Origin of the sequence: Pseudomonas sp. Irchel s3h9, from assembly GCF_900187475.1 — a bacterium.
Lineage (GTDB): Bacteria > Pseudomonadota > Gammaproteobacteria > Pseudomonadales > Pseudomonadaceae > Aquipseudomonas > Aquipseudomonas neuropathica.
In genome coordinates this window covers 363347-383916 of the sequence record NZ_FYDH01000004.1, presented here as the reverse complement: position 1 = coordinate 383916, position 20570 = coordinate 363347, and the positions used below count along the sequence as shown (strand labels likewise).

At 59.3% G+C, this 20570-nt stretch carries 14 protein-coding genes; 7 read left to right on the top strand and 7 right to left on the bottom strand.

Annotation, left to right across the window (positions count from 1 at the left end):
* Positions 1 to 243: 243 nt before the first annotated feature.
* The 5 genes from CKW26_RS09120 to CKW26_RS09100 form a co-directional block, all read right to left on the bottom strand.
* A complete protein-coding gene (locus tag CKW26_RS09120) occupies positions 244 to 5970 on the bottom strand; it encodes a membrane-targeted effector domain-containing toxin (RefSeq protein ID WP_095048330.1) in 5727 nt (1908 codons plus the stop codon).
* Between the two features lie 201 nt (positions 5971 to 6171).
* Positions 6172 to 6624: a hypothetical protein gene (locus CKW26_RS09115; protein ID WP_095048329.1), complete on the bottom strand. Its 453-nt coding sequence runs from the start codon at positions 6622 to 6624 to the stop codon at positions 6172 to 6174.
* Positions 6625 to 6867: 243 nt separating this feature from the next.
* Positions 6868 to 7242 (bottom strand): DUF6124 family protein, encoded by a 375-nt coding sequence (locus tag CKW26_RS09110; protein ID WP_095048328.1) that lies wholly within the window; start codon positions 7240 to 7242, stop codon positions 6868 to 6870.
* 526 nt (positions 7243 to 7768) lie between these two features.
* The gene (locus CKW26_RS09105; protein ID WP_095048327.1) at positions 7769 to 10180 is read right to left on the bottom strand and encodes a glucose/quinate/shikimate family membrane-bound PQQ-dependent dehydrogenase; all 2412 of its coding nucleotides are present in this window, start codon (positions 10178 to 10180) and stop codon (positions 7769 to 7771) included.
* Between the two features lie 219 nt (positions 10181 to 10399).
* Positions 10400 to 11761 (bottom strand): carbohydrate porin, encoded by a 1362-nt coding sequence (locus CKW26_RS09100; RefSeq protein ID WP_095048326.1) that lies wholly within the window; start codon positions 11759 to 11761, stop codon positions 10400 to 10402.
* A gap of 300 nt (positions 11762 to 12061) precedes the next feature.
* On the opposite strand from CKW26_RS09100, the gene CKW26_RS09095 reads away from it, so the two are divergent.
* Both CKW26_RS09095 and CKW26_RS09090 read left to right on the top strand, forming a co-directional pair.
* The gene (locus tag CKW26_RS09095; RefSeq protein ID WP_007916799.1) at positions 12062 to 12292 is read left to right on the top strand and encodes a VF530 family DNA-binding protein; all 231 of its coding nucleotides are present in this window, start codon (positions 12062 to 12064) and stop codon (positions 12290 to 12292) included.
* Position 12293: 1 nt separating this feature from the next.
* The gene (locus tag CKW26_RS09090; protein ID WP_095048325.1) at positions 12294 to 12935 is read left to right on the top strand and encodes a Pr6Pr family membrane protein; all 642 of its coding nucleotides are present in this window, start codon (positions 12294 to 12296) and stop codon (positions 12933 to 12935) included.
* A gap of 99 nt (positions 12936 to 13034) precedes the next feature.
* Here CKW26_RS09090 and CKW26_RS09085 read toward each other — a convergent pair whose 3' ends face one another.
* Both CKW26_RS09085 and CKW26_RS09080 read right to left on the bottom strand, forming a co-directional pair.
* Positions 13035 to 13823, bottom strand: coding sequence for a siderophore-interacting protein (locus CKW26_RS09085; protein ID WP_095048324.1), 789 nt, complete (start codon positions 13821 to 13823; stop codon positions 13035 to 13037).
* Positions 13820 to 14395, bottom strand: coding sequence for a PadR family transcriptional regulator (locus CKW26_RS09080; protein WP_093430616.1), 576 nt, complete (start codon positions 14393 to 14395; stop codon positions 13820 to 13822). The genes CKW26_RS09085 and CKW26_RS09080 overlap by 4 nt, the downstream gene beginning before the upstream one ends.
* Before the next feature lie 499 nt (positions 14396 to 14894).
* Between CKW26_RS09080 and CKW26_RS09075 the strand changes: the two genes are divergently transcribed.
* The 5 genes from CKW26_RS09075 (at position 14895) to CKW26_RS09055 (ending at position 20564) form a co-directional block, all read left to right on the top strand.
* Positions 14895 to 15374, top strand: a complete 480-nt coding sequence (locus CKW26_RS09075) for a CS1 type fimbrial major subunit (RefSeq protein WP_095048323.1) — start codon at positions 14895 to 14897, stop codon at positions 15372 to 15374.
* A gap of 123 nt (positions 15375 to 15497) precedes the next feature.
* The gene (locus CKW26_RS09070; RefSeq protein ID WP_095048322.1) at positions 15498 to 18020 is read left to right on the top strand and encodes a CS1-pili formation C-terminal domain-containing protein; all 2523 of its coding nucleotides are present in this window, start codon (positions 15498 to 15500) and stop codon (positions 18018 to 18020) included.
* 4 nt (positions 18021 to 18024) lie between these two features.
* Entirely contained in the window at positions 18025 to 19239 is a 1215-nt protein-coding gene (locus CKW26_RS09065; protein ID WP_095048321.1) for a hypothetical protein, read from the top strand.
* Between the two features lie 44 nt (positions 19240 to 19283).
* Complete coding sequence (locus CKW26_RS09060; RefSeq protein ID WP_095048320.1) at positions 19284 to 20027, top strand: pilus assembly protein; 744 nt, start codon at positions 19284 to 19286, stop codon at positions 20025 to 20027.
* Positions 20028 to 20060: 33 nt separating this feature from the next.
* The gene (locus CKW26_RS09055) at positions 20061 to 20564 is read left to right on the top strand and encodes a CS1 type fimbrial major subunit (RefSeq protein WP_176471310.1); all 504 of its coding nucleotides are present in this window, start codon (positions 20061 to 20063) and stop codon (positions 20562 to 20564) included.
* Positions 20565 to 20570 lie beyond the last annotated feature (6 nt).

Below are 20570 nucleotides of genomic sequence, written 5' to 3'. Positions count from 1 at the left end.
TGGGGCAGGCCTTGGGTGGTTTCAATGGGGGGCGATGTTTCTGCTTGTGTGTTCAGGGTTTTGACAGGGTTTCTCTGCACTTGGCGATCGTTGTTTCCATCTGAACGCCACCCGAAACACGCTCGCTGAGACATTGGCCTGCGCTATTGCTGTAAGGCGCAGAGCGGTGGCATCCGGGCTATAAAAAACCACCGGGCCGTCAAGCCCGGTGGTGGTTGGCAATGCGCAGGTCAGACCTGACGGTTATTTCACCTCGGTCAATTTCAGATCACTGACCAGCATATCGATCAAGGTCCCCAGATATTTGAAACGCTCATCTTTTTTCTCCCAGCGATCAATGAAAAACAAGCCGTGGTCATTGACCTGAATCGGTGTCTCAACGATGTCGCCGGACCTGGATTTATGCACCAGACGGAGCTCGCCCGTATCCGTATTTTCGATCATGAACATCCCGGGTCGGGTCAGTTTGCTGCGCTCGACGGCCGGCGTCAGGGCTGGTTTTTTCTTTCCGGCGACGGCCACTTCCAACAGGAAATCGCTGCGCAAGGCCCGGCTATTGGTTCCGCGCTCGCTGGCCACCGCTCTCCAGGTCCCGCGATGGATATCTCTGGCCAGTTCCGGAGCGGTGTCGCGTACGTGGAGACTGACCGCCGAGAGCGTATCCGCCAGACCCGGCACACCCAGGTTGTAGTTGGTGTGGGCATTGCCGATGAGGGCCACCCACTTGTGCGGCCCATGTGCCAGTTGGTCGGCATCGATCACATGGGTGGCGAAATAGCTGAACATCTCGTTTCGCGAGATATCTTCGTTAAACACACCCTTGAGGTGGTAAGACGCCGTGCAATCGAGGGCCCTGATACGGACTTTGTACTTGGCCGCCGCCTGGAGGACCTCTGTGTAGGTATCGTTACCGTTATAGGTCGGCATTTGGCCAAGGTCCTGAACGCGCAGGTAATTCTTCAGTCTGTCCGGCATGCGCTGTGTCCGAAAAAAAGTATCCAGATCGGCCTGGTGCAAATCGGTGAACAGATGTTCCACGTAGAGCGTGTCATACCCGGCTTGCTTGAGCGCCTTCATGTACTTTTTCAGCAGCGCTTTGCTCGATACGTGGCTATGGGCCTCACCGATCAGCAGGTTCAAGCGGCCGTCGGCCAGCAGCTGCAAAAACGCCTCAAACGTGGTGTCTGAGGTGAGCGTCGGCAGCGTGGCCGCTTCGGGGGGCGTGTAGTAAGTAAATGCGTCCCTGGCCTTTTTCTCCAGACGTTTGCGGTGGGCGATGAACGCGTCGAACGCCTTTTTTTCACTCGGTACGGTCGGGCTGTAGCGTGAATCCATGGCGTAGGGTTGATGCAACATTTGCGCAATATCGTCGCGCATCGAGGGCGGGATATCGTACTCGCTGAAATGCTCGACAACGGGGGTAATCGCTGCTGGCCTGGAGACGGGCTGAGGCGCCTTGTACGCCGTCGGCCATTGCACACGATAATCGCCCTTGGCGGCCGAATCCCCGGCGATTGCCCCGGCTGAATCGAGGCCGATACGTGCCGCCTGACCCTCTGCGACATCCTCCACGCGCACGGCGACAGCCGCGTGCAAGTCGGCCAGGCCGGGGGTGTTGTCGAAGGTGGACATGCGTGATTGTTCGGTGAGGATCACCCAGCGCTCATCAGGCGCGTCGGCGATATCGGCGGCCAGCGTCTTGTGCGAATAGAAATTCCTCAGGCTGTTGCTGCGAGGGGTCAATGGCGAGACCTCGTCCAGTACCAGCGCGCCTTCCAGTTTGTAGCTGGTCGAAGCATCCAGCGCATGGATTTTCAGGCCCTTTTCGCGAGCGGTACGCACCAGTGCCAGATAGGAAAATGGCGCGTCCTGCTCATGGCCCAGCGCACGGTCGACGGCTTCAAGATGTTTTTCGATGTGTTTCCAGGATTTTCCCTTGTTCATTTTTTCCAGCTTCGCCTTGAAGACATCCGCTGCCAGGTATTCCACGTAAAGTCGCTTGAAGCCACTTTCAACGAGGGTGTCCAGATGATTGATCAGCAGTTGTTTGCTGGCGATCGAACCGGGCTGGGCGCCGATCACCAGATTTTTCCCTTTGACCGCGTCACTGGCGATCAACTGTGTAAATGACAAGTCGTCGGCGATCGGCGGGACTTGGGCGCGGGCTGGCAGCGCGGTAAGGTCAGCGAAATGCGCGGCGGCGTCTTTGCTGAGCTTTTCGACCTGTTTCAGGTAGGCGGTGCGTGTCGAGGCGAGGCGTTCCACGACCCCGACAAGGATCAAGCGGGGATCGGTGCCCATGTAGTCTTGACTGCTAAGGAGGGTGTTTTCCCGGGTTTGCGGATTCATCACCGTTTCGATGCGCTGGCGGTATTCGGGCTCGACGCCATAGATCTTGTGCGGACCGTCTGGCTCTGGCACGGCCTCGTACTTCGGCGCACCGCCGGACACGCCGGCGCGCACCATCACTCCGTCGGAATTGCGCACGGCGAGAATGCCGCTCGAGAGGGGGGCGCCGAATTCCGGGTTGTTCAGATAGAGCACATGACGACCGAGTAAGTCGGCATTTTCCCGGATGTAGTACACCTGACCTCTGAAAAACACCGCACTCATTTCATTCCGCTTGGGGCCAGGTTCCACTTGTTCGATCACGGTCATGACATCGCGTTGTTCGTTGAGGGCGCTGGCGATGCTCTGTCGCAAAGGCCGGCGCACAGTTTTGAGCGAACGCAGCGCCGGACGCAGGTCGGTCAGCAACGCGCCGACACTGTTGAACAGATAACCGACCAGGTGCTGGAACGCTTCGCCGTGGTCACCCTGACGGTACGCATGCAGCACGAGCATGGCGTCCTTGAACGCCAGGAGCAGGCCGGTGCTCAGGCTCAGCAGCGGGAACGGCGCCGTGGCAATGGCGGTGATCCATTCGATACTGTTCCAGACCAGACCGGCGATCATCTCGGCACGGCTGGTGGTGGTGGCGTTAACGTCGTCGATACGACGTTGCAACTTCATGTCGTAAAGGACAGTGCGCAGGTCACTGACCGCCGCGACCGCGCGGGTCGAGTCGTAGCGTGCAGGGCTGGGTGTGGTTTTATTGAGGTCTTTGGGCAGCCCTTTCTTGATGTTTTCAAGGTATGTGCGAACCCGGGTCCGGGCGCTGACGTCGACGCGCAACGTCAGGTATTCGAGCATGCCGGACTGCTGCTGAAGCAGGTAATTGAACAGCCGCGCTTCGCGGAAAGCGACGCCGTCGGGCGCCTCGGGGGTGTAGAGCAGAACCGGGTTGGCGCCATGGCTGAACAGCCACGCATCGAGCACCCATTCGCCGTCGATCATCAAACGGTGGAGCGGATAGGTCGTGCGCATGGAGCCGGAAGTTTCAGCCATGCTGTCGATACTCTGCTCCAGCCATTGCAGATCATGGCTGGCGATATGGCCCTGCAGCTGGCATTCCAGCGCGGCGTTTTTCATCTGGCGCTGGGTAATGGCCAGGGTCGTGTTGCGCCGGAAGTCATAGCCTTCGCTCGTCGAACTTTGCAGTTCAGCCTTGACCTTGTCGATGTAGCGTTGGCCGATCCAGACACCGGTGACCGAGCGTGCGACATTCTGTGCGGTCAGACTGCTGATATCGATGCCCTGCGGGCCTCTGAAGCGCGCCGAGCGGGAAAATTTCTCATCGAGAAAACCGACGCCGTCGGCGTAGCCATCGCGATACAGCGTGGTGTAGTTCAGAGGTTTTGGCGTCCACGAGCGCACGATGGCGGTCGGCGAGTAAGCCCAGACGGTATCCGGATCGACATCGTTGGTGGTGCGCTTGAGCAAGCGGTTCAAGCTGATTTTGGCTTGCTCGTGCACGTAGTCATCAAACGCCGGAAAGCGACTGCCCGACAAGGCATGCTTGTTGAACGCGCGCAAGGCGCCTTCGGCGTCTTCACTCAGGGTCGTCAGCTTTCGGCGGTTGGCAGCCGTGGTGGAGCGATACCACAGCGGTGTACTGAAGTCATAGTCGTCGATCCGTGTGGCGAGCACATGTTCAGCCATCGCGCGCAGGCAATCGGGATGACTGCCGGTGTGAGCGAACGTGACCTTTTGATGCTCCAGCGCCTCAGGTTTGAAACTCAGCCCGGCCAACACGTGGCGCAGCTTTGCGCGAAAGCGCATGGGCGCACGGCTGATCAGGTAGCCGGCCATGCTGTCGGCGGCATCACTGTGTTTGGCCCAGCCCAGCAGGTGGGTCTGGCATTCGCGCTCACTGTCGAAGGCCTGGAATTGTTGCGTTCGCGGCGCCTGTGGTGTGCACAGCAACAGCCGTTTGAGCGCGCCGCGGTCATCGTTCTGGCGCAGCACCCACAAATCCTGCAACTGGGCGCCGTGCAGCGACAGGGTGGCGGCGCGCAGGCGCGCATCGCTACCGTCACGCAGGCGCTGGATCAGTTGCAAGTCACTGTCGAGCAAGTGCCCTTGCAGCACCGCCGTGTGAGCGAGGGCGAGGATACGTTTATCGAGCATCTGCTCGATGGCAGGTTTGATTGCGGGCCTGGCCTGCAGCTCATTTTGCAAGTGATTGAAGTCAATCCGAGGCTGCAACTCCACGGCTTGCCTGATCAGCCACGCCGGCGTCACGTCAGCGTAGGCTGGCGGCAAAGGCGCGTCATCGTAGGTGAGGGTGGTGTACTTCAAAAACTCCGAGCCCGGTAATTCATCGCCGGTGTGCGGGCCGCGCAAGGACAGCTCGAGCAGACTGGATTGATGCACATAAACGCCGTAGCCCGGCACTCGGCGATCGGTCGAAAGGCTTAACTTTGCCGGCTCGAGGTCGTCGATTTCCAGGTCTTCGCTCAGGCGCTCCAGCCATTGCTGGCGGGCCAGTGCCGTCAGACTGCCAGCCGGCTCCATCAAGTCGAGCAGGTCTTGCCGCGCCTGCTGGTAGTTGCGCAGATGCTGCGCCAGTGCGTCTTTTTGCGCGGTGCTGGCGCTTCGAAACCAGTCCGGTGCGCTGTAGTGCAGGTGGCGCTCGAACAAGGTTTGCGCGCGTAATTCCAGACGCGGCGTGAGATCCGGCAGGGCAGCGGCAATGGCGCGGTCCAGCGCGGTGAGCAATTGCCTGGGGTCTTGCTGAGGGTTTTCGGCGAAGCTCAAGGCGCGCTCGATATCCTGCGTGCGTTTTTCGATCAGCGCGTCGTAGGTGTGTTCGAACAACGGTCTGCTGTCGATTGGCGCGAGCAGCAGCGGCCAGATCCCTGCTGCGCCCACGGCGTGATAGCGCGTCGGCAACATGGACATGAACTCCTCGCTACCGCTGGCGTGGTTCAGCGATGTTCGCAGTTGGCTGTCGAGATCAGCAAGGGAGTTGAAGAATTCGATGCCTCTTGCGGGGGTAAACAGCAGGGCGAAACCCATGCTCTGGTCGGTCTGCAGGTCCTTGACGCGGCGAGTGTCTTTTTCCGTGACCACAAAGGCGCCGGCCAGCTCAACGGTGGTGTCTTGATAGCTGAACTGCAGCGCGTACATGGCCGGACGCAGCATCGGCACCGCATCGAGTTTTTGCAGCAGTTCGCCGGCTTGCGGGTGCAGCAGGCGGTTGGTGACGGCCTGTCTGGCTTCGTGGCCGATGGCGGTGAAGCCTGCGTCATATTTGAGGAAGGTTTTCGCTGGTTTATCGTCGATCCGGTCGCGCTGATCCATGTTGATCAGTTGGGTGGCCAGCCTGACTTTCAGGGTGGCGATCAGTTGTTTGCCTTCGTCGCTTTGCAGATCGCTGTTTTCCAGCGCCTGATACAGCTCGCGGCTGCGTTGCAGGTAGCTGGTGCGATAGGTTTTCAGTTGTTCGTCGAGGCGTTTCAGAAAGGCCTGTTCGGTACTCGGTTTTTGTTCGGGAAGCAGTGGGGTTGATGTATTGAACAGGTGATGGGCGATCGCGTTGAGATCGTTTTTGACCTCTTCGGCGGTGGGGGTTGTGGCGAGGTTCATGGGCATTTTTTCCATGCTGAGGGTGAGCGGCCAGCATGGCGAGGGGCAGTGGGGGGCAGGTGGTATATATGTATAGGGGGTTATTGGTCTGTCGATGTAGAGCTTGGGTTCGATATTTCACGTCGGCATGCGTCTGGCCTTTACCTGTGATGGAGCGGCAGACGCACGTTTAACCCGACGAGTGAAACCCTGATCTGTTTGTTAGATAGGGGAAGTCAGCTCTTGGAGAAAAAAGTATCCGCTACCGGTGAGTTCACGTGTTTCATCACCGTGGCGTGCCTTACCGGAAAGTTGCAAATTATCGAGGGAGTATAAGTACAGGCCGCTATTGAGTTGACTTACAGAAATGTCGGAAGAGGATGTCACTTCATAGTCATAAGGCTGAATACCTCGTTCGGTCACGACATATTCAAGGTAGCCAGCGATTGCAGGATCCAGCAGCTTGCGAAGCGAGATGGAGATGGCTCGTAGGCTCGATGAACCGTGGTTATCTTCGAAAGAAAAATTGTAACCGCCGAGCTGGTTTACAGAGGTGGAAATGCTGGTTGTCGTGAAGCTGGTCAGATTAACCGGCGTACCGCCAATGGTGCCTTTTACATTAACGTTGAGAATACCGTTTACCCAAACTGCTGGGGATGCCTTTGGATGGGTCATGGGGTGCTTCCTGTGCCTGATTTTGGTTGGAGAAGGAAGTCTGATTGGGCGGGTGAAGACAGTGAACTGTCATATCTGACAGGTTTTTATACGTGTTCGCGATGAGCCTTCTTGATAGGAGTTATATGGCAGGCACAGTGTTGATCAAGTGCGGGGCAGGCTTGCTCGCGAAAGCACTGCGTCAGTCAGTCCAACTGCCGAATGCGCTGACGCCTTCGCGAGCAGGCTCGCTCCCACAGAGGGTTAGCTGTGTGATGGGGATTGGGGGATTTCGTGGTTATCCAGCACGCGGTTCACCGCCAGTTCGGCGAGCATGATGATTTGCTGGATGGCCAGAGTCGTGCGCCGCTGCGGCAGGTCGATGTTAGCGGCGATGTCGCTGGTCATGAGGCTGGCCTGGGCCAGCGATTCGCAGGCGTGGACCAGCAGGCTTTCGCTGTCCTGTTCGGGGGCGACCTGGAACATGGTGCTGGGTTTGTGAAAGCGCAGGGTCAGGGCGTTGGGTTTGAGGTCGTGGTCGAGGGCGCGTTCGGCGGCTTCGTGGAATCGCTTCGAGCCGGGGAATTCGTAGGGGGTGGTGTCTTCGGTTTCGGGCGGATTGGGTGTTGGCTTTTTCATGGTGAATACTCAGTTGGTGAAAGTGGAGCTGCCTTCGATTGCCGCGACGCAATCTGAGGTGGCAGCTGTACGCGGGTTCGCGGACCGATAACTGAGAAATCGGCATACCTCCAAGAAGGTATCCCGCGCACAGCCGCCATGACACAGACAAACAGCACCGAGGTGCCGTCAGGTTGGCGATTATGCATCAGTTATCGGGCCGCGACGCCCGTTCGCTGAATTTGCAGCGCCCCCCCGAGCCTATCCAGCCGATTTCCGAGGCACAACCGACACGACTTGTCGGAAATCTCCCTGCAACTCCCAGCATCTGTAGTACAAGAACAATTCCTACAACCAACGCTGATCAAACTGTGGGAGCTGGCTTGCCAGCGATGGCGTTCTTCCAGCCGGCATATGTGCCGGCTGACCCGACGCTATCGCTGGCAAGCCAGCTCCCACAGGTTTCTCCAGAGGATTCAAAATTGGCAGGCACAAAAAAGGCGATGTCCCTTGCGGGGCATCGCCTTTGTTTTACCGCCGCTAAAACTTATTCCGGCAGTTTGTACGCAATCACATAGTCACCCATCTTGGTGCCCAGCGAGCCGTGACCGCCGACAACCAGCAGCACGTATTGCTTGCCGTCCTTGCCGGTGTAGGTCATCGGTGTCGCTTGACCACCCGCCGGCAGACGCGATTTCCACAGCTCTTTACCGCTGTTCACGTCGTACGCGCGCAGGTACTGGTCGAGGGTGCCGCTGAGGAAGCCGACGCCGCCAGCCGTGACCATCGAACCGCCCATGCTCGGCACACCCAGGGTGAAACCGATCGGGATGGGCGAGCTGTCGCGGCTGGTGCCGTTTTTACGTTTCCACACGACTTTGCTGGTGGTCAGGTCGATACCGGCAACGTAGCCCCAGGCCGGAGCCTGGCACGGTACACCGAATGGCGACATGAACGGGTGCATGATCACCGCGTATGGCGCGCCGGTGTTTGGCTGCACACCAGCGGTTTCGCTTTCGCGTTTGCTGCCGGCGGCGACTTGCTCGCGTGGCACCATTTTCGAAACGAAGGCCATGTAGTTCGGGCTGGTGAACAGCATTTGCCGAACCGGATCGACCGAGACGCCGCCCCAGTTGAACACGCCGACGTTACCCGGGTAGATCAGGCTGCCCTGTTCCGACGGCGGGGTGTACTGGCCTTCATAACGCAGTTCCTTGAACTGGATGCGGCACAGCATCTGGTCGAACGGGCTCGCGCCCCACATGGCTTTTTCGGTGAGTTCCGGGGCCAGCAGGTTGAGGTCCGAGCGGGCCTGGGTCGGTGCGGTGTGGTCGCCTTTGACGGCGCCTTGCGGGACCGGGATTTCCTTGATCGGAATGATCGGCGTGCCGTCACGACGGTCGAGGACGTACAGGCTGCCCTGTTTGGTCGGAGCGATCAGCGCCGGTTTCACGCCGTCGGCGGTTTTCATGTCGAGCAGGGTTGGCTGGCTGCCAACGTCCATGTCCCACAGGTCGTGGTGGGTGAACTGGTAGTTCCAGCGCACTTTACCGGTGGCCAGGTCCAGAGCCACGATGCCGGCGCTGAATTTCTCGGCGCCCGGGGTGCGATCAGCGCCCCACTGGTCTGGGGTCTGGTTGCCCAGTGGCAGGTAAACCATGCCGAGTTTTTCGTCGACACTGGCCAGCGACCACATGTTCGCCGAGTTGCGGCTGTAGGTTTCGCCCGGTGCCAAAGGCTCGGTGGCGTCTGGCTTGTCGCTGTCCCAGTTCCATACGAGGTGACCGTCGCGCACGTCGAAAGCGCGGATCACGCCCGATGGCTCGTTGGTCGATTCGTTGTCGGTCACGTGACCGCCCATGATCACCAGATCACGAGTGATCGCGGCCGGCGAGGTGGAATAGTAGCCGCCAGCGGTGAACGGGCCGATGCCTTGGGTCAGGTCAACCACACCGTTGTTGCCGAAGCCTTCGCAGATCTTGCCGGTGTCGGCGTTCAGGGCGATCAGGCGGGCATCAGCGGTGGGCAGGTACAGACGACGCGGGCAAGCCTGAGCAACGGCTTTGCCAGCTTCGGAAATCACCGCCGAAGCTGCGTTTTCAGTTTTCGCGTAAGCGGCTTCGTCGTAGTACGACACGCCACGGCAAGTCATGTGGGCGAAGCCTTTGAAGCCGACCGGGCTCTTGATCTGTGGGTCGAAGCGCCACAGTTCTTTGCCGGTGTCCGGGTCCAGGGCCAACACTTTGCTGTGCGCGGTGCAGGCATAGATCATGCCGTTGGCTTTCAGCGGAGTGTTTTCGTTGGTCAGCTCGACCGGGTCATCAGCGGTCGGCAAGTCACCGGTCTGGATGCGCCAGGCTTCTTGCAACTTGCCGACGTTGGCCGGAGTGATCTGCTTCAGTGGCGAGTAGCGGTCACCGAATTCGGTGCGGCCGTAGGCCTGCCAGTCGCCATCGGGCATGGCTGGCGCGGTGCTGGTGGTGTCCGCGGTGTCGCGGCCCAGTTCGCCGAAGGTTTCGCCCGGGTGGGTGAACAGGCTGGCCAGAGCGGTGACGCCGGCCAGCACCACAGCGACGGTCAGACCGCCAGTGCCCATCGGCGCCGGGCCGTCAAGCAGCAGCGGACGACGGAACCACGGCAGCAGCATGACGAAGCCGAGGACAAACCACAGGGCCAGGCGTGGCACCAGTTGCCACCAGTCCAGACCGACTTCCCACAGCGCCCAAACGGTGCTGGCAAACAGAACGATGGCGTACAGGCCCAGCGCCGCGCGACGGCGCATCAGCATCAGAATGCCGGACAGCGCGATGCCGATACCGGCCAGCAGGTAGTACAGCGAGCCGCCGAGCATGCTCAGCTTGACCCCACCGGCCAACATGGCCAGGCCCATCAGTAGAAGCAGAATGCCGAGCAGGCTCGGTAGCAGACGGCCCCGACTCGAAGCACTTTCGGTGCTCATAGTGTGATTCTCCGTGACGTTTATGTAGTCCCGCGCTGTAGTCACTTTAGATGACGATTTGGCACAGGCATGGTTCAGATAAAAACTTGTCTAGCTAACGAATTTCTTTTTTGTAGGAGTGAGCCTGCTCGCGATGGCGGTGTTTCAGTCACTGGAGATGTCGCCTGAAACACCGCTATCGCGAGCAGGCTCACTCCTACAATGGATTTACGTAAATCTTTAGAACGAGGACTGGATCTTGATCCCGCCGATCAGGGCGTCGTCGACGTCGTTCACGCCACCGGGGTGGCGGATGTATTGCAGGTTCGGGCGTACGGTCAGCCAGTTGGTCACGTGCACGCCGTAGTACAGCTCGGCGCTGTATTCGGTGTCTTGCGGCGGCAGGAAGGACGGATCGTCGTAGTCGTACACGGCGTTGGCGCGGTTGCTGGCTTCGGCATTTTTGCGGAAGGCCGGGTTGACGTGCACGCGGGCGAGGGCGAAACCGATGTCATCCTTGGCGCGCGCATCGAGCGGGCCTTTGTAGGTGATGCCGGCCTGCACGTAGTTGTCGATCGCGTTGGTTTTCTTGTCGTGCATCGTGCCGTTGGCGAACACGCTCAAGCCGCGACTGTTATCGCTGGCCATGCTGGTGATCTGCTGCTGGATGCCCAGCCATACGCCGTGTTTGCTCGACGCGCTGCGATAGGCTTCACCGCTCAGCGCTGCCGGCTGGCCTTGGCTGTCTTTATAGACGTCGCTGGCCTTCGCGTTGCTGTAGTAATAACCGGCGCGGTATTCGCCCGGCAGGCCGTTGAGTTTCGGCGTCCACACCAGTTCGATCGGCAGGATCGCGCCCTGGGTGCCGCTGCCGCTGAGTTTGAAACCGTTGCCGCGATCGAGGTTCGACGGGTTCTGCTCGTAAGCGCCGACCTGTGCGTACAGTTCCGGGGTGAGGTGATATTTGACGCGCAGCGCCCACTGGCTGACCGGCCAGTTGTACCAGATGCCGCCGACCCAGTTGCCGACCTGCGAACCGCAGAACGCGAGGTTCTGGAAGTCGCACGGAAAGCTGTTGAAGTCTTCGCCTTCGCCGAAACGGCCGACCTTGATGTCGAGTTTCTGATCGAAGAATTTCTGCTGGTACCACATCTGTGTCAGGCGCGTGGTCTGGCCACGGCCCCAGACTTCCTGGGCCGAGGTGAAGCCGCCAACGCGCGGATCGTTGATGCGGTCATTGCTGATGTTGTTGCCGCTGCGTTTGGTGATGGTCAGTTGAAACTCGGCGTCGTCCCAGCCGAGGATCTTTTGCAGGTCGAGGTGTGTGCCCAGACCGAACTGATCGCTATAGCGCGCAGTGCGGTCGTGGTCGTAGCCGCCGTGCAGGTTGCTGCCCATTTCGCCGGTGTAATCGAGCTTGAAGTCGTAGCCTTTTTCCGAGAGTTCGGTGCGCGTGCCGTTCCAGTCACCGAGCATGTACGGTGATTCACTGTCGAACGCGGGCGCCGCTTGAACGCAAGTGGCGAGGCCGAGGGCGGTAAAGCCGCCAAGGGTGCGCAGGGTTGAGATAGCGCTGTCTCGGGAGAAGGAAAAATCGGGCATGGCTCAGTCTTTTTTTGGTGTTTTCGGGGTGCAATTCGAGCGCTTCAATATGTCGCAGGCAGTGAAGCGATTCAGCGGAAGGGCGGCAGGATAAAGATCTGTTACAAAAAGACAAAGGCCTTTTGTGAACATGCAGCGTTTCGGATTCGGTAACAGTGCGGCAAACGGGCGCATTGTCGGCCGGATCGTGGCCTGCGATCTTTCCGGGTTGGCCTACATTTAAAGTCAGGCCTTCCACCCAGTCAGCCCCTCGGCTAAGGTGCGCGGCTTCCGCATTTTCACTTCGCCCATAGGCCTGGCATGAACGAACAAACTCCCGATCCGCTGCACGGCGTCACCCTTGAACAGATCCTCAATGCACTGGTGAGCCATTACGAATGGTCGGGATTGGCCGAGCGCATCGATATTCGCTGCTTCAAGAGTGATCCGAGCATCAAGTCGAGCCTGACGTTCCTGCGTAAAACGCCATGGGCGCGCGAAAAGGTCGAGCGTCTGTACGTGAAATTGATGCGCACCAAGCGACCGCTCTGAAATGCATACCGGTTGTTGGCGCCGCCGCCTGATCACCTGCGCAGCCATATTGGGCTGGGCGGGGTTGGGCATTCAGCTTTATCTGATTTTCTTTGCGCGTTTAAGCGTCGGCGCCAGCCTGTTGGGCGGGCTGGTGAGCTTTTTCAGCTACTTCACGATTCTGACCAACACGCTGGTGGCGACGGTGCTGACCTGTGCCGTGACCGCTCGCGAATCCGCCGCGCGCCGCTGGTTTTTGCAGCCGTGGGTCAGCAGTGGCATTGCCGTGAGCATTGCTGTGGTGGGGCTTGCCTATAGCCTTTTGCTGCGGCATTTGTGGCACCCGGAAGGCTGGCAATTTATTGCTGACGAGTTGCTGCACGACGTGATGCCGCTGCTGTTTCTTGGCTATTGGTGGCTCTGCGTACCGAAAGGCACGCTGCGTTTGTGGCATCTGCCGGTGTGGCTGATCTATCCGCTGGTGTATTTCATCTACGCCTTGCTGCGCGGGCATTTGCTCGGCGCGTATGCGTATCCGTTCATTGATGTGGCGCTGTTGGGTTATCCACAGGTGCTGCTCAATGCCGGGGGGATATTGCTGGGGTTTGTGGGGATTGGCTTGCTGGTCATTGGCCTCGACCGCTGGAGGCTTGCACGAAGTTAAAGCACCTGTAGGAGCTGCCGCAGGCTGCGATCTTTTGACTTTGCTTTTTCAAAAACAAGATCAAAAGATCGCAGCCTGCGGCAGCTCCTACAAGGGATATCACTCTTCTTCGGAGGTGCCTTCAGCGCGCCAGTAGCCGACGGCTTTGATGAGCTGTTCATCCAGCCCATGCTCATCGATCAGCACCCGGCGAATCTGCCGTGAAACTTTCGTTTCGGTCGCCACCCACGCATACAGATTGCCTTTAGGCACCTGCAGTTGCTTCACCGTCGCCAGCAGGTTGTCCTTGCTACCCTCGCGTAACACCCAGATCACATTGACCTGCGCCGCGCTTTCGAGCACTTGCTGTTCGGCGCCGTTTTCCACTTCGATCACCACCAAGGCCTTGCGATTGGTCGCCAGGCCTTCGAGGCGGCGGGCGATGGCGGGCAGGGCGGTTTCGTCGCCGATCAGCAAGTAGCTGTCGAAAATATCCGGGACGATCATCGAGCCGCGCGGGCCGCCGATGTGCAGGTATTGCCCGGGTTGCGCTTGCTCGGCCCAGGTCGACGCAGGGCCGTCACCGTGCAGGACAAAATCGATGTCCAGTTCCAGCGCATCGAGGTCGTAGCGACGCGGCGTGTAATCACGCATTTCCGGTTTTGGTCCATCGTCCTTGCCGGCGCCGAGCACCATGGTCTCCAGCGCGGCGGCTTGTTCGGCGTTCTGCGGGAACAGCAGTTTGACGTGATCGTCAGTGCCCAGGCTGATAAACCCGGCCAGCTCCGGCCCGCCGAGGGTAATGCGGCGCATGCGCGGGGTCAGGTCGACCACGCGCAACACCTCAAGCTTGCGGCGTTTGATTTCGTGCATCACACGGTGAATGGTTTGGGTATCGACTGCAGTCATTCGGCTTTCTCCGGGGCAGGTTGAACGGCAGGGCCGTCGACGATGGCTTTGGCGGTGTCGTTAAGCAGGTCACGCACGCGCAGGATTTCTGCGGCGCTCCAGCGGCCGTGGTGCATTTGCAGGGCATGGCGCAGGTTGTGCACGGCTTCGTGGATTTCCGGCGGCCGATCATGGCCACGTAGTGAGCGTTTGCTCACATCGATCCGCATGCGCACGCCGTCCAGCGCGACCGCTTGCTCACTGAGAGATAAACGACCGGCCTCGGTGACGCTGTAGCGTTTTTTACCGCCCTCGGCGTCGCCAGTGATCAGTTCGCTCTCTTCGAGAAAGGTCAGGGTCGGGTAGATCACCCCGGGACTGGGGCTGTACGCGCCGTCGAACATGCCTTCGATCTGGCGGATCAGGTCGTAGCCGTGGCACGGCTGTTCGGCCACCAGCGCCAGCAGCAGCAATTTCAGGTCACCGGGGGCGAATACCCGTGGGCCACGGCCGCCGCGCTCACGTCCGGGGCGCTTCTCGAAGCCGTCACGGCCGTCGCCGTGTTCGCGGTGGGGGGAATGATGGTCTCTCATTTCAGTCATCTCTCGTCGTGTTTAGATACAACTTAAGATATATCTTAATGTCTGCGCAAGACGTTTTTCCCCGCGTCGCGACCTCGGCTGACGAGCGGCAGCCCACCCGCCAATGCAAGCGATGATTTTTCAGGGGGGTGTAAGTCAGCGATAACTTGAAAGTTAAAGTCATCACTCTATTTGATGTAGAGTATATGTTCTAAATGACCCTGAGTTACCGCACTATCAGGGCGAAGTTGCTGTATGGTTTTTTAATTTAAACTGTCTGTAGGGGATAACTTACAGTTACTGTTTCGAATATCGTTATTTTGTTCTTTTTTCTGGCGAGTCATGGGGTTGTTTAACTACGAGGTTATCGGAAGTTGCTTGCTTACTTTCCAGAGGCAACAGTCGATGATGCCTAGGCGTTGAACGTTCAAGTTGATCTGGCTCAACTCGGGCAATGATTTACCTGAACTTTCAATGTTCATCCCCCTATCAAGAAAACAGGTACATAACGATGTTCAAGAAACTCGCAATCGCCGCTCCACTGGCTCTTCTGGCACTGGGTTCCACTGGCGCATTCGCCGCTGGTGAAGCGTCGCACTCGATCAGCCTTGTCGCGCATGTGCCGACCAACGGTTTCTATGTGGTGCCGACCGATCCGGATCTGGTCAACAAGGACCAGGACATGAGCTATCAGCCAACCACCGGCAAGATGCGCGACGTCAATGGCTTCTTCGACGTGCGCAACAATAACGGCTCGGTACACGCCAGCCTCGAGAGCCTGCCAAAACTGGTCTCGGGCAGTACTTCTATCGAACTGCGCGTGCTGTTCAACAACAAGGAACTGACCCTGACTCCGCAACTGGTCGTGGGTGAAGCCGAGTCCGACGTCAACTACCGTGCGCCGCTGAACATTAGCGCGGTGGGCAACAACTTCCAGCCTGGTGATTACACCGGGGCCGTGGCGATGATCTTCGACGCCGTGACGCCATAACAGCAGTCACTTGATCGATCGATCAGGCACTAAGCCCAACTTCAATGTTGACGCTTGACCGTCGGGGCTGACGATTTGTTTGCCTCGACGGACTTCCATTGTTTGTTATCCGAGTACGCGTTCATGTTCCCGATGACACCCATCGCGGCTGCGCTTGCGCTGTTGTTTTGTGCCAGCGCAGCTGTGGCTTCCAACTCCACCGGCACCACACCACGCAGTCTGCTGGCGCAGGCCAAGGGTTTGCCGGCGGATTTCGAGGAGCATTTCTTTGATGTACCGCTGGCGGTACGGGTCGAAGTCGATCAGCAACCACTGGGTGAGGCCATGGTGGTGTTGTCCCGCGACGATCGCCTCACCCTGCTCGAATTCACTGACACCAGCGAAAATCGTTTTGGCCCCGCCGAGCGGGAAAAATGGGCGAGCTATCTGAAACCCGGCGTGCCCTTGGGCGCGTGCAGCGGTTCCTGCCCGGACCAGTTTCTGGCGGTGCATTACAACCTGGAAAACTCGCTGGTCTCGATTCTCACCGAAAATGCCGAACGCGACGTTGAAGCCAAGCGTTACTTCGAACAGCCTGATGGTGGCAGTCATGGCTTGATGGTGCGTAACCAGCTCAACCTCAATGGCGGCCAGGATCAGGATCTCGGCGGGCGTTTCGGCCTCGAAGCCAGCTCAAGTCTGGGCAGTTGGAGTCAGACACTGAATCTGCAAGTGGCCCGTCTCGGCGGTCCGGACGACAAGCTTTATCACGCCGTTCAAGAGCTGCACACCCAGCGCGAACTGCAAGGCAGTTTTTTCCGCCTGGGCTATTTCACCCCCAATTCCGAAGGGCTGACACGCCAGCCGCGTACGTTCGGCAGCAGTCCCGACACCGCCGTCGGCGTGATGTACGGCAGCTCCGACAGCCTGGCCATCAACAGCCCGATGCCCAGCGTTTATCCGATCTATGTCACGGCCAACCGCCAGGGTTCCGTCGAGATCTGGCGCGATGGCCTGCTGATCAATACCCAATCGGTGCCGGCCGGTTTGCAGACCCTCGACACCCGGCCGCTGCCCGGTGGCATTTATGAGGTGGAAGTCCGGCTGATCGAAGACGGCCAGATCACCTCCACTACTCAGGAGTTGGTGTACAAGCCCAACAACTGGCGCAACCTCGACGAGCGCTGGCGCTACAACGTCTTTGCCGGCGAAGAACAGAAACTGCTGAGCAACTGGGACACCCAGGCCAGCGGCAGCCCGACAGCGGGCGCTTCGGTGAATTACCTGTTGCATCCGCGCGTCATCCTCGGGCTGTCGGCGCGGCAGATTCGCGAAAAGCTGCAATACGGCACGTCCATCGACTGGACCTTGGCCAATCACATCAGCCTCTACGCCAACGTCTACAAGACCGAGGATTACGGCACCGGTCTCGATCTGCAAAGCCTCTACAACTACGGCGCCGGCAGTCTTGTCGTCAGCCATAACCGCAGCTGGCTCGACACCACCAATACCTACGACACGTTGCCGGACGGCACCCGGGTGCGCCCGCGCAATGTGTTCATCGGCCAGACCAGCAATTCCTCGCTGGCGCTCAACCATCGCCTCAGCAGCAAGAGTTCGGTCAACGCGCGGGTCTCGCACAGCGAGGGCAATGTCGAAGGCATGGGCGTCGATCTGGGCTGGACCCAGCGCACGATGGTGCTGGGCAGCGATGCCAGTTGGCGCCTGTCGATTTTTGATCGTCCCGGCAGTTTCAGCAGCGGCGATGCGCGCAATCGCGGGGTCGACCTGAGCATCAACATGGCGCTCGGCGCCCCCGGTCAGCAGATCAGCGGCAGTATCGGCTCACGCACGGCCCGTGACGGTGCGCGTGACAACAACGCCTCGCTCGGCTGGCGCAAGGATTTCCGGGATCACGTCTTGCAGAACGTGTCGGTCACGGCACTCACCGACACCTACGGGGTGGGCGTCGCCAGCCTGGCCAACTTCCGCACCGACGCGGTCAATGGTGACGGCTTTATTCAGCGCTCCTCCTACAACGGCAATTTCACCGGTGGCCTCAACCTCGACAGCACGCTGGTGGTCGGTGCGCAGCAGATGCTCATGACCAGTCAGACCGAAGTGCGCGGCGCCGGGCTGATTGTCGATGTCGAGTCGGACATCGAGGACATCGTTCTGCGGGCCGACGATTTCAGCGGTGGCGGTGCGGCGTTGAAGCCGGGGCGCAATTTCATCCCGATCACCGCGTACCAGAACAGCTCGGTGAGTTTCGACTTCGAGGGCAATCACGTGCCAGCCGCGTCCATCGAACCGCCGCGCACCCGCTATCACCTGAACAAGGGCGGCGTGGAGTACCGCAAGGTCCGCGTGATGAAAACCATGACCGTGCTCGGCCGACTGGTGGATGGCCAGGGGCGGCCGCTCAAGGGCCACCACGTGATCAACCACGCTAGCCGTGGGGTGAGCGAAGTCGACGGGTTCTTCTCGATGGAAATGAACGCCGGCTCACCGACCCTGGAAGTGCGTCAGGGCAACCAGTTGCTCTGCCAGTTCCGCCTCAACGAGTCCGACCATCGCAGCGAAAACAATGTGCTGATGATCGGCGATCTGCGCTGCACGCCGGACACCCTCGCTGACGCTACCTCCACCGAACAGAAGGCAGGTTGATCTTATGAAAAAACTTACAGGTGGTTGTGCATTGCTGCTGGCGCTAAGCATGCCCACGGCACAGGCGATAAATCAGGAAATCCGTGCGCTGTTTCAACCCGATTCTTCGCAACCGGGCAAGAACCTGTTCGTCAACCAGACGCCCAATAGCGGCTATTGCGTGAACTTCCCTGCGCAGTGCGCCAGCGCCAACATGTTCAGCATCGAGTTGCCTGTCGGCTATAGCTCAACCGGCGAGCTTATGCCGGGTGACGATGTCTCAGTGCAGGCCCCCGCCGACTGGAAACGGTTGACGGTGACTAATCAGGATACTCAGGAAACGGAAACCGTAGAGGTGCGCATCACCGGCATAGGCTCCAACTATATCCTGAGCGATACCGTGGAAAAACTGACCGGGGTGGAGCACCCGACAGGCCATGACATCCTCTGGACGTCCCTTAGCGGTTGGCTCTACGCCCCCGCGCCTTGCAGAGGCACTAGCGTGTCCGGGTACAGCGCTCGCACCTATCGCTTTTTCTGGCAGACGCCTGTGCAAGCGCCCTGCACCAAGACCGCTGCTTTCCGTATCCCCTCGATGTCTTTCGAGAAGATCGATTTTGCGTATGAGCTGAGAACCCCCAACCCGTTGAGCATGTCGAGCGGTCTGTATACCGGATCCATCGAATACTCGATGGGACCCGGTGGCGATTTTGACATGGGCGCGGCTTTTCAGCCGGACGAAGGCAGGCTGACCCTCGACTTCGTACTGGACGTACAGCACACCCTCAAAGTCGATCTCCCGCCGGGTGGCAGCAAAGTGTCGCTGGAACCCGAAGGCGGATGGGCGCAGTGGATCGACAGCGGGCGTAAGCCGAAGCGGATCTTTCGCGACCAACCGTTCTTCATCTCGGCATCTTCGCGCTTCAAGGTGATGATGCTATGCAATTCCCAGGGCGGGCCGTACTGCAATCTTGGCAGCCCCTCGGGCGACACCACATCGGTCAAGGTCTCGATGACTTTGCCCGCGGGAATCGACGGCGCCGGCAATGGCCCCGTCAATAGATTGCCGTTGGACTTCAACAACTGGGTCGGCCCGTTCCAGCCCAGCCTCTATGTCGAGCGCAAGCCCGGCGCGCTGCATTTCGAGCTGGACCCGTTTGCGATCGATTTCCTCCTGCGCCCCGGCAAGAACGACCGGCTACGCGGCAACATCACCATTATCTGGGACTCGGATGCGTGAGCGCTCCAGTCCGGCCCATTTCGATTTTCATGGAGTTGAACGCGATGAAACGTGGTTTTCTGCTGGGCGTGCTCAGCATGTGTTGCCTGACGGCGCAGGCCGGCCCGCAAATCAATGTCGGCACCGTCTACGACTATCTCGACGCTGATAAAAGTACTTACCTGAAACGCGTATTCAACAGCGGCGATGCCACGGCCTTCGTCAAGGTCAATGTGCTTGAGATCATCTACGGCGCCGATGGCGTGCCGCAGGAAGTGCCCGTGCAAAGCGCTGCCGACGGTGCTTCACGCAATGGCGTGATGGCCAGTCCGGCGCGGCTGATCGTCCCGGCGCAGGGCATGCAGGGTACGCGTTTGCTGTACATGGGCGAGCGCGATCGCGAGCGCTATTTCCGCGTGCGCTTCGTCCCGGTGGTACCGGAAAAGGAAGACGAATTCGTGGTCAGCAGCGAGGAGCGCGAAGACTACAAAAACTCGCTTTCAGCCGGGGTCAACGTAATGACCGGGTTCGGCACGATCTTCTTTGTGCGGCCGAAGGACGCGCGTTTTGCCACCGTCATCAATGACACCGAAAAACGCTATGAACTGCGTAACGATGGCAACACCGTGCTGATTGTCGATGAGTTCAAGAGCTGTTCACTGAGCAAAGAAAGCGACTGCGGCGCGACCACCAAACACCACGTGCTGGCGGGCAAGACCTTTGCCTTCGACAAGGAAAAGGGCCGCGAATACCGCTTCTTCCTGATCGAAGGCAGCGAGAAAAAAAGCATGAAGACCGCCAGTCGCTAGGTTTGTTTTCCATTGACCCATCGGGTAACCAACATGATCAAGCAATGCACCGCCGCCGCGCTGATGGTCGCCACTGCGCTGACCGGCGCCGGGGCGTGGGCCGCGCGCGAAGAGCACACCTTCGAAGTGTCCCTGACCATTCCCAGCCGCCCGTTCTATATCATTCCGGCAGAACCGGACTGGATTCACCGGCCACAGCGGCTTGAGTGGGACTATCAGCGCTCGACCCTCAGCGGGCTGATGCGCAATTTCGATGTGCACCATGACAGTAGCGCGATTGAAGCGCGTCTGGCGTTCGATCCTTATCTGGAGAATGGCCGCCCCGGCGAAGTGATCGATCTGCTGGTCTCCTTCAATGATGTCGAGCTGAGTTCGCACGTCACCCCGCGCCAGGTGTTGTCCGTGGAAGAAGCCGCCAGGGGCAAACGCGTGGCGTTGAAAATCGACCCGATCGAGCCGGAGGGCGGCTATCGTTCCGGGGATTACCACGGCAGTGTCGTGCTGATGTTCAATGCCAGGGCACCGGGGGCGGAATGAGTGCGG

What these genes read in the sequence shown, in the direction of transcription:
- CKW26_RS09120 (WP_095048330.1), bottom strand. Translation starts at nt 5,970, where the DNA reads ATGAACCTCGCCACAACCCCCACCGCCGAAGAGGTCAAAAACGATCTC.
- CKW26_RS09115 (WP_095048329.1), bottom strand. Translation starts at nt 6,624, where the DNA reads ATGACCCATCCAAAGGCATCCCCAGCAGTTTGGGTAAACGGTATTCTC.
- CKW26_RS09110 (WP_095048328.1), bottom strand. Translation starts at nt 7,242, where the DNA reads ATGAAAAAGCCAACACCCAATCCGCCCGAAACCGAAGACACCACCCCC.
- CKW26_RS09105 (WP_095048327.1), bottom strand. Translation starts at nt 10,180, where the DNA reads ATGAGCACCGAAAGTGCTTCGAGTCGGGGCCGTCTGCTACCGAGCCTG.
- CKW26_RS09100 (WP_095048326.1), bottom strand. Translation starts at nt 11,761, where the DNA reads ATGCCCGATTTTTCCTTCTCCCGAGACAGCGCTATCTCAACCCTGCGC.
- CKW26_RS09095 (WP_007916799.1), top strand. Translation starts at nt 12,062, where the DNA reads ATGAACGAACAAACTCCCGATCCGCTGCACGGCGTCACCCTTGAACAG.
- CKW26_RS09090 (WP_095048325.1), top strand. Translation starts at nt 12,294, where the DNA reads ATGCATACCGGTTGTTGGCGCCGCCGCCTGATCACCTGCGCAGCCATA.
- CKW26_RS09085 (WP_095048324.1), bottom strand. Translation starts at nt 13,823, where the DNA reads ATGACTGCAGTCGATACCCAAACCATTCACCGTGTGATGCACGAAATC.
- CKW26_RS09080 (WP_093430616.1), bottom strand. Translation starts at nt 14,395, where the DNA reads ATGAGAGACCATCATTCCCCCCACCGCGAACACGGCGACGGCCGTGAC.
- CKW26_RS09075 (WP_095048323.1), top strand. Translation starts at nt 14,895, where the DNA reads ATGTTCAAGAAACTCGCAATCGCCGCTCCACTGGCTCTTCTGGCACTG.
- CKW26_RS09070 (WP_095048322.1), top strand. Translation starts at nt 15,498, where the DNA reads ATGTTCCCGATGACACCCATCGCGGCTGCGCTTGCGCTGTTGTTTTGT.
- CKW26_RS09065 (WP_095048321.1), top strand. Translation starts at nt 18,025, where the DNA reads ATGAAAAAACTTACAGGTGGTTGTGCATTGCTGCTGGCGCTAAGCATG.
- CKW26_RS09060 (WP_095048320.1), top strand. Translation starts at nt 19,284, where the DNA reads ATGAAACGTGGTTTTCTGCTGGGCGTGCTCAGCATGTGTTGCCTGACG.
- CKW26_RS09055 (WP_176471310.1), top strand. Translation starts at nt 20,061, where the DNA reads ATGATCAAGCAATGCACCGCCGCCGCGCTGATGGTCGCCACTGCGCTG.